This is a genomic window from Symbiobacterium ostreiconchae (assembly GCF_055396975.1).
Window position 1 is genome coordinate 626538 of record NZ_AP042454.1, and the last position, 14563, is coordinate 641100.

27 protein-coding genes and 2 pseudogenes are annotated in these 14563 nt (G+C 65.0%); all 29 read right to left on the minus strand.

From position 1 onward, the window contains the following. Positions 1 to 105 precede the first annotated feature (105 nt). The 29 genes and pseudogenes from rpsD to rpsJ all read right to left on the minus strand — a co-directional run bounded on the left by rpsD (position 106) and on the right by rpsJ (position 14493). A complete protein-coding gene (gene rpsD, locus ACZ5UM_RS03000) occupies positions 106 to 729 on the minus strand; it encodes a 30S ribosomal protein S4 (protein ID WP_464846894.1) in 624 nt (207 codons plus the stop codon). Between the two features lie 23 nt (positions 730 to 752). After that, positions 753 to 1142, minus strand: a complete 390-nt coding sequence (rpsK, locus tag ACZ5UM_RS03005) for a 30S ribosomal protein S11 (RefSeq protein ID WP_464846895.1) — start codon at positions 1140 to 1142, stop codon at positions 753 to 755. 16 nt (positions 1143 to 1158) lie between these two features. Beyond that, positions 1159 to 1533, minus strand: coding sequence for a 30S ribosomal protein S13 (rpsM, locus tag ACZ5UM_RS03010; RefSeq protein WP_464846896.1), 375 nt, complete (start codon positions 1531 to 1533; stop codon positions 1159 to 1161). A gap of 311 nt (positions 1534 to 1844) precedes the next feature. Next, positions 1845 to 1958, minus strand: coding sequence for a 50S ribosomal protein L36 (gene rpmJ / locus ACZ5UM_RS03015; RefSeq protein WP_011197166.1), 114 nt, complete (start codon positions 1956 to 1958; stop codon positions 1845 to 1847). Positions 1959 to 2071: 113 nt separating this feature from the next. Next, complete coding sequence (gene infA, locus ACZ5UM_RS03020; RefSeq protein WP_011197167.1) at positions 2072 to 2290, minus strand: translation initiation factor IF-1; 219 nt, start codon at positions 2288 to 2290, stop codon at positions 2072 to 2074. Positions 2291 to 2299: 9 nt separating this feature from the next. Next, positions 2300 to 2590: a KOW domain-containing RNA-binding protein gene (locus tag ACZ5UM_RS03025; protein ID WP_464846897.1), complete on the minus strand. Its 291-nt coding sequence runs from the start codon at positions 2588 to 2590 to the stop codon at positions 2300 to 2302. Positions 2591 to 2813: 223 nt separating this feature from the next. Continuing rightward, positions 2814 to 3464, minus strand: a complete 651-nt coding sequence (locus ACZ5UM_RS03030; RefSeq protein ID WP_464846898.1) for an adenylate kinase — start codon at positions 3462 to 3464, stop codon at positions 2814 to 2816. 110 nt (positions 3465 to 3574) lie between these two features. Further along, positions 3575 to 4840, minus strand: coding sequence for a preprotein translocase subunit SecY (secY, locus tag ACZ5UM_RS03035; protein WP_464848260.1), 1266 nt, complete (start codon positions 4838 to 4840; stop codon positions 3575 to 3577). Between the two features lie 11 nt (positions 4841 to 4851). Then, complete coding sequence (gene rplO, locus ACZ5UM_RS03040; RefSeq protein ID WP_464846899.1) at positions 4852 to 5319, minus strand: 50S ribosomal protein L15; 468 nt, start codon at positions 5317 to 5319, stop codon at positions 4852 to 4854. A gap of 88 nt (positions 5320 to 5407) precedes the next feature. Further along, the gene (gene rpmD, locus ACZ5UM_RS03045; RefSeq protein ID WP_464846900.1) at positions 5408 to 5590 is read right to left on the minus strand and encodes a 50S ribosomal protein L30; all 183 of its coding nucleotides are present in this window, start codon (positions 5588 to 5590) and stop codon (positions 5408 to 5410) included. Positions 5591 to 5604: 14 nt separating this feature from the next. Continuing rightward, a complete protein-coding gene (gene rpsE, locus ACZ5UM_RS03050) occupies positions 5605 to 6105 on the minus strand; it encodes a 30S ribosomal protein S5 (protein WP_464846901.1) in 501 nt (166 codons plus the stop codon). A gap of 22 nt (positions 6106 to 6127) precedes the next feature. Then, the gene (gene rplR / locus ACZ5UM_RS03055; protein WP_464846902.1) at positions 6128 to 6499 is read right to left on the minus strand and encodes a 50S ribosomal protein L18; all 372 of its coding nucleotides are present in this window, start codon (positions 6497 to 6499) and stop codon (positions 6128 to 6130) included. A 14-nt stretch (positions 6500 to 6513) separates the two neighbouring features. After that, on the minus strand, positions 6514 to 7050 hold the full coding sequence (gene rplF, locus ACZ5UM_RS03060; protein ID WP_464846903.1) for a 50S ribosomal protein L6: 537 nt from the start codon (positions 7048 to 7050) through the stop codon (positions 6514 to 6516). Positions 7051 to 7066: 16 nt separating this feature from the next. Further along, entirely contained in the window at positions 7067 to 7465 is a 399-nt protein-coding gene (gene rpsH, locus ACZ5UM_RS03065; RefSeq protein WP_464846904.1) for a 30S ribosomal protein S8, read from the minus strand. 164 nt (positions 7466 to 7629) lie between these two features. Further along, complete coding sequence (locus ACZ5UM_RS03070) at positions 7630 to 7815, minus strand: type Z 30S ribosomal protein S14 (protein ID WP_464846905.1); 186 nt, start codon at positions 7813 to 7815, stop codon at positions 7630 to 7632. Between the two features lie 12 nt (positions 7816 to 7827). Further along, entirely contained in the window at positions 7828 to 8370 is a 543-nt protein-coding gene (gene rplE / locus ACZ5UM_RS03075; RefSeq protein WP_464846906.1) for a 50S ribosomal protein L5, read from the minus strand. A 44-nt stretch (positions 8371 to 8414) separates the two neighbouring features. Then, positions 8415 to 8672 (minus strand): annotated as a pseudogene (gene rplX, locus ACZ5UM_RS03080) (50S ribosomal protein L24); the annotation flags it as partial. A gap of 18 nt (positions 8673 to 8690) precedes the next feature. After that, positions 8691 to 9059, minus strand: a complete 369-nt coding sequence (gene rplN / locus ACZ5UM_RS03085) for a 50S ribosomal protein L14 (RefSeq protein WP_464846907.1) — start codon at positions 9057 to 9059, stop codon at positions 8691 to 8693. A gap of 67 nt (positions 9060 to 9126) precedes the next feature. After that, positions 9127 to 9411, minus strand: coding sequence for a 30S ribosomal protein S17 (rpsQ, locus tag ACZ5UM_RS03090; RefSeq protein WP_464846908.1), 285 nt, complete (start codon positions 9409 to 9411; stop codon positions 9127 to 9129). After that, entirely contained in the window at positions 9408 to 9626 is a 219-nt protein-coding gene (gene rpmC / locus ACZ5UM_RS03095; RefSeq protein ID WP_464848261.1) for a 50S ribosomal protein L29, read from the minus strand. Before rpmC ends, rpsQ begins: the two co-directional genes overlap by 4 nt. Continuing rightward, complete coding sequence (gene rplP, locus ACZ5UM_RS03100; protein WP_464846909.1) at positions 9616 to 10089, minus strand: 50S ribosomal protein L16; 474 nt, start codon at positions 10087 to 10089, stop codon at positions 9616 to 9618. The genes rpmC and rplP overlap by 11 nt, the downstream gene beginning before the upstream one ends. A gap of 153 nt (positions 10090 to 10242) precedes the next feature. Next, a pseudogene (gene rpsC, locus ACZ5UM_RS03105) lies at positions 10243 to 10896 on the minus strand (30S ribosomal protein S3); the annotation flags it as partial. Between the two features lie 2 nt (positions 10897 to 10898). Continuing rightward, a complete protein-coding gene (gene rplV / locus ACZ5UM_RS03110; RefSeq protein WP_464846910.1) occupies positions 10899 to 11240 on the minus strand; it encodes a 50S ribosomal protein L22 in 342 nt (113 codons plus the stop codon). Between the two features lie 41 nt (positions 11241 to 11281). Then, positions 11282 to 11563 carry a 30S ribosomal protein S19 gene (gene rpsS / locus ACZ5UM_RS03115; protein WP_464846911.1) on the minus strand — a complete coding sequence of 94 codons (282 nt, stop codon included), beginning with the start codon at positions 11561 to 11563 and terminating at the stop codon, positions 11282 to 11284. Between the two features lie 17 nt (positions 11564 to 11580). Further along, on the minus strand, positions 11581 to 12414 hold the full coding sequence (gene rplB, locus ACZ5UM_RS03120) for a 50S ribosomal protein L2 (RefSeq protein WP_464846912.1): 834 nt from the start codon (positions 12412 to 12414) through the stop codon (positions 11581 to 11583). 12 nt (positions 12415 to 12426) lie between these two features. Beyond that, the gene (gene rplW / locus ACZ5UM_RS03125; protein WP_464848262.1) at positions 12427 to 12714 is read right to left on the minus strand and encodes a 50S ribosomal protein L23; all 288 of its coding nucleotides are present in this window, start codon (positions 12712 to 12714) and stop codon (positions 12427 to 12429) included. Further along, a complete protein-coding gene (gene rplD / locus ACZ5UM_RS03130; RefSeq protein ID WP_464846913.1) occupies positions 12711 to 13334 on the minus strand; it encodes a 50S ribosomal protein L4 in 624 nt (207 codons plus the stop codon). The genes rplW and rplD overlap by 4 nt, the downstream gene beginning before the upstream one ends. A gap of 23 nt (positions 13335 to 13357) precedes the next feature. Then, positions 13358 to 14008 carry a 50S ribosomal protein L3 gene (gene rplC / locus ACZ5UM_RS03135; protein WP_464846914.1) on the minus strand — a complete coding sequence of 217 codons (651 nt, stop codon included), beginning with the start codon at positions 14006 to 14008 and terminating at the stop codon, positions 13358 to 13360. Between the two features lie 176 nt (positions 14009 to 14184). Further along, entirely contained in the window at positions 14185 to 14493 is a 309-nt protein-coding gene (rpsJ, locus tag ACZ5UM_RS03140; protein WP_464846915.1) for a 30S ribosomal protein S10, read from the minus strand. Positions 14494 to 14563: the final 70 nt, after the last annotated feature.

A 14563-nucleotide genomic window follows, 5' to 3' on the forward strand; every position in this document is an offset into this window, starting at 1 on the left:
AGATACCCCCAATTCCCTGTCTCACTCGTGTGAGCGCCCTACGCCACCGCCCAAGAACCCAGCTCTGCCCACCAGCTGCGGCACATGCCGCAGTCGGCGCGACCGTTACCGGGAGTAGTACTCAACGATGAGCTGCTCCTGCACCGGCGTGTCAATCTCGTCGCGGTTGGGCAGCCGGAGCACGGTGCCGCGCAGCGCCTCATGGTCGACCGACAGCCAGGCCGGCACCGTGCGGGGGGCAGCCGCGGCGAGCTCCTTGATGCGCTTGTGCTCGCGGGAGGACTCGCGCACGGCGACGACGTCGCCCTCACGCACCAGGTAAGAGGGGATATTGACCTTGCGGCCGTTGACCTCGATGTGCGAATGCTTGACGATCTGGCGGGCTTCCGCACGGCTGGCGGCAAAGCCCATCCGGTAGACGACGTTGTCCAGCCGGCGCTCCAGCGTCTGCAGCAGCACCTCGCCGGTGACGCCCTTCTTGCGCGTCGCCATGGCGTAGTAGCGCTCGAACTGCTTCTCCAGCACGCCGTAGAACCGGCGGGCCTTCTGCTTCTCCCGCAGCTGGATCGCGTACTCGGTGGGCTTCCGGCGGGAAGCACCGTGCTGCCCGGGCGGGGTGGCCCGCTTCACCACCGGGCACTTGTCGCTGTAGCACTTTTCGCCCTTCAGGTAGAGCTTAACGCCCTCACGCCGGCAGAGCCGGCAGACGGGACCCGTGTATCGCGCCATTGGTTACTGCTCCCCTCCTCGTCCTACACCCGGCGCCGCTTCGGCGGACGGCAGCCGTTGTGGGGGATCGGGGTCACGTCCTTGATCGTCGTGACCTCCAGGCCGGCAGCCTGCAGCTGGCGAATCGCCGCCTCACGGCCGGACCCCGGCCCCTTGACGTACACTTCAACCTCACGCACACCGTGCTCCATGGCGTCCTTCGCCGCCTTCTCGGCCGCCATCTGCGCGGCGAACGGCGTGGACTTCCTGGAGCCCTTGAAGCCCATGGCGCCGGCGGTCGCCCAGGCCAGGGCGTTGCCATGGACGTCGGTGATGGTGACGATGGTATTGTTAAAGGTAGAACGGATGTGGGCCACGCCCTTGTCTACGTTCTTTCGCTCCCTGCGCTTCACGCGGGCTGTGCGCTTAGCCATTCAGACGTGTCCCTCCTTACTTCGCCTTCTTCTTGCCGGCGACCGTGCGCCGCGGACCCTTCCGGGTGCGGGCGTTGGTCTTGGTGCGCTGGCCGCGCACAGGCAGACCGCGGCGGTGCCGCAGGCCGCGATAGCAGCCGATCTCGATCAGCCGCTTGATGTTCATCTGCACCTCGCGCTGAAGATCGCCTTCCACGCGATACTCATGATCGATGACCTCGCGGAGCTTGGCCACCTGCTCCTCGGTCAGGTCGCGCACGCGAGTGTCCGGATCGATGCCGGTCTTCTGCAGGATCTCACGGGAAAGCGACCAGCCGATGCCGTAGATGTACGGCAGGGCAGCCTCGATGCGCTTGTCACGAGGCAGGTCGACACCTGCAATACGCGCCATGCTGCTGAAAAACCCTCCTCATTCGAAAGACCAAGGTGTTGGGCGATATTGCACGACCCGTCCCAAACGACATCACCGCAGGAAATGTGGCGAGGGAAGAGGGCGCCTCGGCCACCAGCCGCTCCCTGAGGAGAAGCCGCCGGGTTCCAGTTCGGGTTTTGCACGCCTCCCGGCAGTGTCCGAACCTCGAGCCCATGCGTAAACGCCGGTGCTCCCCCTGTTGCCACAGGGGGTGCGCCAGCCCTGACAGCAAGACATGTCTGGTTCCCGGTTTCCGGCGTCTGTCCACCGCACCGGGCGTGTCCGCGGGATTAACCCTGCTTCTGCTTGTGCTTCGGATTCTCGCAGATCACCATCACGTGACCGTGCCGCTTGATGACCTTGCACTTTTCGCAAATCGGCTTCACCGATGGGCGAACCTTCACGAGCAGCCCCTCCTCTCTTCGCGCGCTCGTTTGGCCGGAACGGTCCAGGTCAAGCGCAGGGATGCATGCCAGTGCGGGACTGGCGGAATGGGTGAACGGCTGCGGACAGCCGGCTACTTGTACCGGTATACGATTCTACCACGAGTCAGGTCGTAAGGCGACAGCTCAACCGTGACGCGGTCCCCAGGGAGTATGCGGATAAAGTGCATCCGGATCTTCCCTGACACGTGCGCCAGCACCCGATGACCATTGGGCAGCTCCACCCGGAACATCGCGTTGGGCAGATTCTCGACGACGGTGCCCTCAACCTCGATGACGTCGTCCTTGGACATACGTCAGTTCTAAACCCCCTCGTAGACGCTCGCAGGAATGGTCTCCAGGGCCTTGGCAATCTGTTCGTCAGTGACCTTGGCGCCTCGTTCCAGTCGGAGCGCCAGCGAGGCGTCCACCCAGCCGAGTACCTCGAGGTGCCGCCGGTTCTTCACCTTCGGACGAGATACCGGGCGCCGCAGGCCGTTGGCCACTGCCACGAACCGCTCATCCAGCACCCGCACCACGACATACAGAGATCCCAGGTCGCGTCCGGCCAGAGATCGCACGATGGCGCCGGGCCTTAGACCCGGTTGCTCCACGTTCGTGCACCTCCGTCATCGCTCTCGCACGTGGGGCTTCCACGGTGAAAGGCCAATATCATAAGTATAGCATAGAACCGGAGAATTATTCCTCACGATTTGGTGAGAAAAACCGGTTCCTGCTGAGCCGCATTCCCAGCCGATTGCCAGGATAGCACCGCAGCGCCGCGTTTTCAAGCGCGGCCCGCCTGGCCTCCCGCCGCTGTGCGGGCCTCCCGGAAGTCTACCGGGACGCCCTGACGGCCTCCTTGATCGCGGCCGTGACCTGGTCCATGGGCTGGTCTCCCCGGACCGTGCGCACCAGCCCCCGTTCCTGGTAGAACTGCAGGAGCGGCGCCGTCTGGGAGTGGTACAGGTCGAGGCGCACGGCCACCTTCTCCTCCTGGTCGTCGCTGCGCTGGTACAGCTCGCCGCCGCACCGGTCGCAACGGCCCTCCGCGCGGGGCGGGTTGAACCGCACGTGGTAGGTGGCGCCGCAGGAACGGCAGACCCGGCGGCCCACCGCCCGCTCGACGAGCAGTTCGTCGGGCACGTCGATGTTGATGACCGCATCCAGCTTCAGGCCCAGCTCCGCCAGCATCTCGTCCAGGGCCCGGGCCTGGTCGGGGGTGCGGGGGTAGCCGTCGAGGATGAAGCCCTTCTTACAGTCTGGCTGGGCGAGCCGGTCGCGGACCATGGCGTTGGTCACGTCATCCGGTACATACTTGCCGGCATCCACATACTCCTTGGCCAGTTTGCCCAGGGGTGTCCCCTGGCTCATGTTGGCCCGGAAGATGTCGCCGGTGGAGATGTGCGGAATGCCTTCCTGCCCGGCCAGCAGGACGGCCTGGGTGCCCTTGCCGGCCCCTGGCGGACCCATCAGAATAATGTGCATCCCTTTACCTCACTTTCACGGAACCGGGCGCGCATGCGGGAGCCGCGAGGACCGGCCACCTCCCCGGGAAGCGGAGACGGCCCGGTCCTCTGCGCGCCCTCGTGGCTCACCTAGCTCCGCATGAATCCCTGATAGTGGCGCATCACCAGCTGCGCCTCGATCTGCTTCATCGTCTCCAGCGCCACGCTGACCACGATGAGCAGGGAGGAGCCGCCGATGTAAGCGTTGTCCACGCCGGCAAGTCCCATCAAGGTGATCGGCAGGATGGTCACCGCCGCCAGGAACAGGCCGCCCACCAGCGTGAGCCGGCTGGAGATCCGCTCCAGGTACTCGGCGGTGGGCCGGCCGGGCCGGTAGCCCGGGATGAACCCGCCGTTCTTCTTGATGTTGTCGGCGACGTTCTCAGGGTTGAAGGTAATGGCGGTGTAGAAGTAGGTGAAGAAGACGATCAACAGCGCGTTGATCAGCATGAACCACCAAGACCGCGTGTCGAAGTACGTGCCCACGAACTTGGCGAAGCTCGAGTTGGGCACGAACCCCGCGATCGTGATGGGGAAGTACATCAGCGACGAGGCGAAGATCAGCGGAATCACGCCGGCCTGGTTGATCCGGATCGGCAGGTGGGTCCGCTGACCGCCGTACACCCGCTTACCGACGACGCGCTTGGCATACTCCACCGGAATCTTCCGCACGGCTTCGTTGATGATGACAACGAAGACCACCATGATGAGGGCGATCACAGCCACCAGCAGAGGCTGGAAGATGTTGTGCTGACCGAGCCGGAGCAGCTCGAACTCACCCGCGATGGAGTAGGGCAGCCGGGAGACGATGTTCGCGAAGATGATCAGCGAGATGCCGTTGCCGATGCCCTTCTCTGTGATCTCCTCGCCGATCCACATCACCAGGGCGGTACCGGCGGTCAGGCTGATCATGATCACGAAGAGGGTCGTCCAGCTGTCGTTGTAGAAGGCGCCGTAGCTCCGCAGGGCGAAGCCGGTGCCGAACGCCTGGACAAGTCCCAGCACCACCGCGCCGTAGCGGGTGTACTGCTGGATCTTCTTCCGGCCCTCCTCGCCCTCCTTCTGCAGCTCCTCGAGCCGCGGGATGACGACCGTGAGCAGCTGCATGATGATCGACGCGTTGATGTAGGGCGTCACGCCCATCGCGACGATCGCAAACTTCGCGAAAGCGCCCCCGGCAAAGATGTCGAAGAACTGGAAGAAGCCCGCTCCGAATATCTCCGCCAGCCGATCCAGGTCAACCCCAGGGACGGGAATATGCGCGCAGACTCGAATGAGCACCAGCATGCCGAGGGTGAAGACAAGCCTCTTCCTCAGGCCGGGCACCCGCATCGAGTTGCGCAGCGTTTCCAGCATCGCCATGGCTGTTACTTCACCTCTTCGGTGGCTTCTCCGATGACCTCAACCTTTCCGCCCGCGGCCTCGATCTTCTGCCGGGCCGACGCGCTCACCGCGTGGGCCCTCACAGTCAGCGCCTTGGTGAGTTCGCCGGTGCCCAGGACCTTGACGCCCTTGGTGGCGTTCTTGCAGACCCGCGTCTCGTCCAGGAGCTCGGGGGTCACGACGGTGCCGGCGTCAAACCGGTCCAGGTCGGCCACGTTGACGACCTCGTACCGGACCTTGAACGGGGCGTTGGAGAAGCCCCGCTTGGGCAGCCGCCGCAGAAGGGGCATCTGGCCGCCCTCGAAGCCGGGGCGCACGCCGCCGCCGGAGCGGGCCTTCTGACCCTTGTGGCCCCTGCCGGAGGTCTTCCCGAGGCCGGACCCGATGCCGCGGCCCAGACGCTTGCGCTCCTGGCGGGCGCCGGGGTTGGGAGCCAGCTCATGCAGTTTCATGCGTGTGTCACCTCAATTCGTCCGGGCTGTTGCAGGGGGGGCGCCGGCAGGGACCGGCGCCGTCCCGAGAGCGTTCCGGAGCGAGGCCCTACCCCTCCTGCACCTCGACCAGGTGCGCCACGCGGGCGATCATGCCGCGCACGGCGGGGTTGTCAGGCCGCTCCACGGTCCTGTTCAGCTTGGTCAGGCCCAGGGACTTGCACGTGTCAACGATACGCTTGTCCCTACCGGCCAGACCCTTCTTCAGGGTAATCTTCAGCGTACCGGCCACGTCTCATCCCTCCGCTAACCAAGAATCTGCTCGACGGGCTTGCCGCGCAGCTTCGCGACTTCCTCCGCGCTCTTCAACTGGCGCAGCCCTGCCAGCGTGGCGAGCACCTGGTTGGCCGCGTTGTTGGAGCCCAGGCTCTTCGTGAGGATGTCACGCACACCGGCTGCCTCCAGCACGGCGCGCACCGCGCCGCCGGCGATGACGCCCGTACCCGGGGAGGCCGGCTTCAGCAGCACCTTCCCGGCGCCGAACCGGCCGATCACCTCGTGGGGAATGGTGGTGCCGTTCAGCGGAATCGTGATCATGTTCTTCTTGGCGTCCTCCGTCCCCTTGCGCACCGCCTCGGGGATCTCGGCCGCCTTGCCAAGGCCTGCGCCCACGCGGCCGTTGCCGTCACCGACGACGACCACGGCAGAGAAGCTCATGCGCCGGCCGCCCTTGACGGTCTTGGCCACGCGCCGCAGGTCCACCATCTTCTCCCTCAGTTCGCCCTGATTGCTCTCGTTGCGAGCCACGATCGTGTGTCCCTCCCTCGACTTAGAACTCCAGGCCGGCTTCACGGGCGGCCTCAGCGAGGGCGGCAACCCGGCCGTGGTAGAGGTACCCGGCCCGGTCAAAGACCACCTTCGTCACGCCGGCAGCCAGTGCGCGCTTCGCGACCACTTCGCCTACGATCGCGGCAGCGGCCTTATTGCCGCCGCTCCCCTGCAGCCGGCCCCTCACCTCCGGGTCGAGGGTGGAAGCAGAGACCAGGGTCCTGCCGACCGTGTCGTCAATAATCTGCGCGTAGATGTTCTGGTTCGAACGGAAGACGTTAAGCCGCGGCCGCTCGGGCGTGCCGTGGACGGTCTTCCGCACCCGCAATTGACGCTTCCGCCGCGCCTTGTTGCGATCCAGCTTCTTGATCATCCCCGGTCACCCCCTTACTTGCCGGCCTTGCCTTCCTTGCGCCGGATGTGTTCGCCGACGTACTTGATGCCCTTGCCCAGATAAGGTTCGGGCGGACGCGTCGCCCGGATGTCCGCCGCCACCTGGCCGACCAGCTGCTTGTCGATGCCGGTGACGATCACCTGGTTGGGGGCCGGAACCTGGAACTCGATGCCGGCAGGCGGGTCGAACACCACCGGGTGGGAATAGCCGACGGAAAGCGTCAGCTTGTTGCCCTGCTTAGCGGCGCGGTAGCCGGTGCCCACCAGCTCCAGCGCCTTGGAATAGCCCTTCGTCACACCCTCCACCATGTTGGCGATCAGGGTGCGGGTCAGGCCGTGCAGCGCCTTGTGCTCCCGCTCATCGGAAGGACGGGACACACGGAGGGCGCCGTTCTCAATCGTGACCTGCATTGCCGGGTTGATCTCACGGGAGAGCTCACCCTTGGGCCCCTTGACGCGGACCACGTTGCCCTGGACGGTGACCTCGACCCCCGCGGGAATCTCGATGGGAGCCTTGCCAATGCGAGACACGGCAGCACCTCCTTCCTTACCAGATGTAGCAGAGAACTTCGCCGCCGAGGCCCTGCTGGCGGGCCTGCTTGTCGGTCATGACGCCCTTCGAGGTGGACAGGATGGCGATACCCAGCCCCCCGAGCACCCGGGGGATCTGGTCGCGCTTGGCGTAGACCCGGAGCCCGGGGCGGGAGATCCGCCGCAGACCCGAGATGACCCTCGTCTTATTGGGACCGTACTTCAGGTAGATCCGGATCACACCCTGGTGCCCGTTGTCGATCCACTCGAAGTCACGGATAAAGCCTTCATCCTTCAAGATCTGCACGATGGCCTTCTTCATCTTCGATCCGGGAACATCCACGCGGTCGTGGTAGGCCGTGACGGCGTTCCGGATGCGGGTCAGAAGGTCAGCAATCGGATCGGAGACGACCATGCACATTTCCTCCTTTCAGGATCGGGCGGTTGGAGTCGGATCTGCGGGGGCGCACCCCCCGCACTGCCGGCGTGGAGGTCTGTCGCTCGCCGGCTAAACCCACCGGGCCTCCGGGCGCGGCCCTCGGCGCTGCCGGTGCCCAACTCCCCTTCCCGATTCGCCACTTACCAGCTCGCCTTGCGAACGCCGGGAATCTGGCCCTCGTGCGCCAGCCTGCGGAAGCAGTGCCGGCAGATGCCGAACTTCCGCATGTATGCCCGGGGACGGCCGCAAAGCTTGCAGCGGTTGTAGGCCCGCACCTTGAACTTCTGCGGACGCGCTGCCTTGACTTTCAGTGAAGTCTTTGCCACTCTCGTCCCTCCTTAGCGCTCAGCGAAGGGCATGCCCAGACCCTTCAGCAAGGCCTTCGCCTCTTCGTCGGTCTTCGCAGTCGTGACGATGATGACGTCCATGCCGCGAATCTTGTCGACCTTGTCATAGTCGATCTCCGGGAACAGCAGCTGCTCCTTCAGACCCAGGGCGTAGTTCCCGCGCCCGTCAAACGACTTGGGGGAGACGCCGCGGAAGTCGCGCACACGGGGGAGTGCGATGTAGATCAGCTTCTCCAGGAAGTCCCACATGCGCTCGCCCCGCAGGGTCACCTTGCAGCCGATGGGCATCCCCGTGCGGATCTTGAAGGTCGAGATGGACTTCTTCGCCCGCGTGACGATGGGCCGCTGGCCGGTGATGGCGGCGATGTCGGCGACGGCGGCGTCCAGCGCCTTGGCGTTCTGCACGGCCTCGCCGAGGCCGACGTTGACGACGATCTTCTCCAGCTTGGGGATCATCATCACGTTCTTGTAGTTGAACTGCTTTTGAAGCGCAGGAGCGACCTCCTGCAGGTACTTCGTCTTCAGGTTGGCCAAGTGCCACAAGCCTCCTTTCTAGAGCCGCCGCCCGGCTAGCCCTTCTTCTTCGCCTTCTTCGCTTCGATCTTCGCCAGCGACATCACGTTCGAGGCGTGGATCGGCGCCTCCATCTCGATGATGCCGCCGTTGGGATTCTTGGCGGAAGGCTTGGTGTGCTTCTTGACCACGTTCACGCCCTCGACCACCACGCGGTTCTCCTTGGGCAGGACGCGCAGGACCTTGCCCTGCTTGCCCTTGTCCTTGCCGGTGATGACGACGACGATCTCATCTTTCCGGACGTGCACCTTGCCGTTGTGCATCTTGCTACCCCCTCCCGGCTACAGGACCTCAGGAGCCAGGGAGATGATCTTCATGAACTCCTTGTCGCGCAGCTCGCGCGCAACAGGGCCGAAGATGCGGGTGCCCCGGGGCTCCTTGTCGTCCTTCAGGATTACGGCAGCGTTTTCGTCAAAGCGAATATAGGAACCGTCCTCGCGGCGCAGCCCTTTCTTGGTGCGCACCACGACGGCCCGCACGACGTCGCCCTTCTTCACCACGCCGCCCGGGCTGGCTTCCTTCACCGAGCAGACGATGACATCGCCGATGTTGGCGTACCGCCGCCAGGAGCCGCCGAGGACCTTGATGCACATCAGCTCCTTCGCGCCGGTGTTGTCGGCGACGTTAAGGCGGGTCTGAACCTGAATCACGGCCGAACCTCCTCTCGTAAGCTAGCCGGTTTCCCCGGAACCGAGGACCTGGCTAACCGGCCCTCCACTACACGTCCTCAGCGACATGCGCCGGGTGCGCGGACTCGATGATCTCGACCACGCGCCAGCGCTTGTCCTTGGAGAGCGGCCGGGTCTCCATGATGCGGACCTTGTCGCCCACCTTGCACTGGTTGTGCTCGTCGTGGGCCTTGAACTTCTTGGTCCGCCGGATACGCTTCTTGTACAGCGGGTGCTGGACCAGGGTCTCGACGGACACCACGACGGTCTTGTCCATCTTGTCGCTGGTGACCACGCCGACGCGGGTCTTGCGGAGATTGCGCTCAGTGGTCATGCCCTAACCTCCCCCTGGGCCTCGGCCTTCAGCTCCCGCTCGCGGATGATGGTCTTGCACTGTGCGATGGCCCTGCGCACCTCGCGAATGCGGGCGGTGTTCTCCAGATTGTTGACCGCCAACTGGAACCGGAGGTTGAAGAGTTCTTCCTTCAGCTCAGCCACCTTGGCGCGAATCTGCTCGGTGGACATCTCGCGGATTTCCTTAACCTTCATTGGCATTGGCTTCACCACCCGTCTCAGCAGCGGCAGCCGTGACGGCCTTCTCCCGCTTCACGAACTTGCACTTGATGGGCAGCTTGTGCGCGGCGAGCCGCATCGCCTCCTGGGCGACGTCCTCCGGCACGCCGCCCAGCTCGAAGAGGATCCGGCCCGGCTTGACGACGGCCACCCACACCTCAGGGGCGCCCTTGCCGGAGCCCATACGGACCTCCAGGGGCTTGCGGGTCAGCGCCTTGTGGGGGAAGATCTTGATCCAGACCTTGCCACCGCGCTTGATGAAACGGGTCATGGCGACACGGGCGGCCTCAATCTGCCGGTCGGTGATGAAGGCGGGCTCCAGGGCCTGCAGCCCGTATTCGCCGAACACAACCTCGTTGCCGGCCTTGGACCGGCCCTTATTCAGCTTGGCGACCGCCTTGTGCACGCGGCGCCACTTCACGCGCTTGGGTGCGAGCACTGGCTATTGCCCCCCTTCCCGATTGACAGGCTTCGGGCCGGCCTCGATGGCTGCCCGCTCCAGGGCCGCCCGCTCCTCGCGGCTGAGCCGCTGGCCGCCCTGGCCGCGGCCGCGCCCGCCGCGCCGGCCGCCCCGCTCACGGCGCTCGCCGCGTTCACGCCGGTCGCCGGCAGCGGCCTTCTGTGCGGCCTCGCCGACGTACATCCAGACCTTGACGCCGATCTTGCCGAAGGTGGTGTCGGCCTCGGCGAAACCGTAGTCGATGTTGGCCCGGAGGGTGTGCAGGGGCACGGTGCCCTCCCAGGCGCGCTCGGAGCGGGCGATCTCCGCGCCGCCGATGCGGCCGCTGATGATGATGCGCACGCCCTGGGCGCCCAGTCGCATCGCGCGCTGAATCGCCTGCTTCATGGCCCGGCGGAAAGACATGCGCTTCTCGAGCTGCTGAGCGATGGACTCCGCGACGAGCTGGGCGTCCAGCTCGGCGACCCGGATCTCCTTGACGTCCAGGGAGATCTGCTTGCCGGTCATCTGCTGGAGCTGGTTCTGCAGCTCGGCGATGCCCTGGCCCTGGCGGCCGATCACCATGCCCGGCTTGGCGGTGTGCACGATGATGCGGATACGGCCCCCTGCCCGCTCGATCTCGATGCGGGAAATGCCCGAGGCGTAGAGGGTCTTCTTGATGTAGTTCCGGATCTTGACGTCCTCCACCAGCAGATCGCTGAAGTTCCGCTTGTCCGCATACCAGCGGGTGTCCCAGTCCTTCACGATGCCAATGCGGAGGCCCTTCGGGTGTACTTTCTGACCCACAGTTACTTAGCCTCCTTTTCCTTCACCACGACCGTGATGTGGGAGGTGCGCTTCAGGATAGGGAACGCCTGGCCCCGCTGCCGCGGATGGTAGCGCTTCAGCGTGGGACCCTGGTCGACGTACGCCTTGGAGATGATCAGGTTATCCTTGTTCAGGTTGAAGTTGTGCTCGGCGTTGGCCGCGGCGCTGGCGATGACCTTCGCCACAGGCACGCTGGCCCGCTTGGGAACGAACTTCAGAAGCGCGAGCGCCTCGTTCACGCTCTTGCCCCGGATGAGATCCACCACCACGCGCACCTTCCGCGGGGCAATGCGCACGAAGCGAGCGCTGGCCTTGACTTCCACGTGCGTTTACCTCCTTCGCTCAGACTTCAGAGGGCCCAGTGCTACCGCACACGGCTGGACTTCTCGTCCCCACCGTGACCCCTGAAGGTCCGGGTCGGAGCGAACTCACCCAGCTTGTGGCCAACCATCTCCTCGGTGATGTACACCGGGACGTGGGTCTTGCCGTTGTGAACCGCGATCGTGTGGCCGACCATCTCGGGGAAGATGGTGCAGTCACGGGCCCACGTCTTGAAGACCTTCTTCTCGCCCTTCTCGTTCATGGCGAGGATCTTCTTCTCAACAGAAGGGTCAATATACGGACCCTTTTTGAGTGAACGACCCATTAGCTTACACCCCTTCCCTACTTCTTGCGGCGGCTGACGATCAGCCGGTCGGACTTCTTATTGGGCTTGCGGGTCTTGTAACCCAGGGTCGGCTTGCCCCACGGGGTGACCGGGCTCGGCATGCCGATCGGGGACCTGCCCTCACCACCGCCGTGCGGGTGGTCGACCGGGTTCATCACGACACCGCGGACGGACGGGCGGAAGCCCAGGTGGCGCTTGCGGCCGGCCTTGCCGATGACGATGTTCTCGTGCTCCAGGTTGCCCACCTGGCCGACCGTCGCCCGGCAGGCCAGGAGCACCTTGCGCTGCTCGCCGGACGGAAGCCGGAGCAAGGCGTAGCGCCCTTCCTTCGCCATGATCTGGGCGGAAGCGCCGGCGGAGCGGACCAGCTGCCCGCCGCGGCCGGGGTACAGCTCGACGTTGTGAACGATGGTGCCGACCGGAATGTTCTCCAGCGGCAGGGCGTTGCCCACCTTGATGTCGGCGTCGGGGCCGGAGACGACGGTGTCACCGACGTTCAGGCCGACCGGGTGGAGAATGTACCGCTTGGCGCCGTTGGCGTACACCACCAGCGCGATGCGGCAGGTGCGGTTGGGATCATATTCGATGGAGACCACCTTGGCGGGGATCCCGTCGAACTCGTTCCGCTTGAAGTCGATGATCCGGTACATCCGCTTGTGGCCGCCGCCCCGGTGCCGGACCGTGATGCGGCCGTAGACGTTGCGCCCAGCCTTCCGGGTGAGGCGCTCCAGCAGGGACTTCTCGGGCCGCTTGCTGGTCAGCTCCTCGAAGGTGTGACGCGTCATCTGGCGGATACCCGGGGAAGTGGGCTTATAGTGCTTGATTCCCATCGTGTACCCTCCTTACAGGCCCTCGAAGACCTTGATGCTGTCGCCTTCCTTGAGCTGGACGATCGCCTTCTTCCAGTCGGAACGGCGCCCGATGTACTTGCCCTGGCGGCGCAGCTTGCCGCGCATCCGCATGGTGTTGACGCGCACGACCGTGACGCCGAAGATCTCCTCGATCGCCTGCTTGATCTGCGTCTTGTTCGCGTCCAGCCGGACCTTGAAGGCGTACTTGCCCTCGCTCATCTTGGCCACGCTCTTCTCGGTGATGAGCGGCTTGAGGATGATGTCGCGAGCCTCCATCAGCCCAGCACCTCCTCAACCTTGGCCACGGCGTCCTGGGTGAACACGAGCTTGCTGGCCGCGAGCACCTCGTAGGCGTTCAGGTTGCGGGCAGCGTTGACGCGCACGCCGGGAATGTTCCGGGCCGACTTGTAGATATTGGTGTCCTCCTGAGCCGTCACGATAAAGGCCGAACCGTCGACCTTCAGGTTCTTGAGCAGGGTGACCACTTCGCGGGTCTTGGGAGCCTCCAGCTCGAACGAATCGACGACGATGAGTTCACCGTTCTTGACCTTGGCGCTCAGGGCCTGGCGCAGCGCAGCCCTGCGGGCCTTCTTGGGCATCGTCCACCCGAACTCCCGCGGGTGCGGACCGAAGACCACGCCGCCCTTCCGCCACAGGGGCGACCGGATCGAACCGTGACGGGCCCGGCCGGTGCCCTTCTGACGCCACGGCTTCCGGCCGCCGCCCCGGACCTCCGCCCGGGTCTTGGTGTCGGCGGTGCCCTGGCGCTGATTTGCGAGGTACATCTGCACCACTTCGTGCAGGAGACCAGGATTCACCTCGGCCCCGAACACGGCGTCCGAAAGGTTGATCTCCCCGACGGTGGCGCCTTCCTTGTTGTAAACGGCCACTTTCGGCATGTTGGCTCCTCCTTTCGGCGCGATTAGCGGGCCTTGGCCTTGGCCCTGGCCGCCTTCACAGAGTCGCGGATGGTGAGCAGGGAACCCTTGGCGCCGGGAACGGCGCCCTTAATGAGGAGCAGGTTCTTCTCGGCATCCACCTTCACGACCCGAAGGCCCTGTACCGTCACCCGCTCCCCGCCCAGCCGGCCGGGCAGCTTGCGGCCCTTCGGCACGCGCGCCCAGGCGCGCTGGCCCAGCGAGCCGGGACGCCGATGATATTTCGAACCGTGGGACATCGCACCACGGGCAAAATTCCACCGCTTGATGCCGCCGGCAAAGCCCTTGCCCCGGGAGATGCCGGTGACATCGACGAGGTCGCCCTCGGCAAAGATGTCGGCCTTGATGACGTCGCCCACGTTGAGCGACTCGATGTCGTCCAGGCGCAGCTCCCGCAGATAGCGGGTCGGCTTGACCTGGTGCTTGTCGAAGTGCCCCTTCAGGGGCTTGTTCACGAGCGTCTCACGAATGGTGTCGAAGCCGACCTGCACGGCGTTGTAGCCATCGGTCGCCGCCGTCTTCTTCTGCACGACGACGCAGGGCCCGGCCTCAACCACGGTGACGGGGATGACCTTCCCGTCGGGGGCGAAGATCTGGGTCATGCCCAGCTTCTTACCCAGAATGCCCTTCTGCACAAGAGCCACCTCCACATCAGTGGTCGCGAGGATCCGAAGGCAGTCGGGGTCGGAGCGACCCCGCACGGCGGGGCCTTACGGCCCAACCGCTCCTGGCAGGCCATCTCGGTCCCGGCGACATGATCGATCTCCCCAGGTCTGCCTTCCGACCTGGCGGGAGCAGCCATTCTCCCGTCTTACAGCTTGATCTCGATATCGACGCCGGCCGGCAGTTCCAGCTTCATGAGGGCCTCGACGGTCTTCGGGCCGGGCTCCACAATATCGATCAGCCGCTTGTGCGTGCGCATCTCGAACTGCTCACGGATGTCCTTCTCGCCGTTGGGAGCGGTCAGGATCGTGTAGATGCTCTTTTCCGTCGGCAGCGGAATGGGGCCGCTGACGGTCGCGCCGGTGCGGGTCGCCGTCTCCACGATCTTCGCAGCAGAGCTGTCGAGGATCTTATGGTCGAAGGCCCGCAGCCGGATGCGGATCTTCTGCTTGGCCACGATGACTTCCCTCCTCTTTCGGGGACATTCCTGTTCCCGAATCACCAGGGCCATCGAGTAGGAGGGGGCG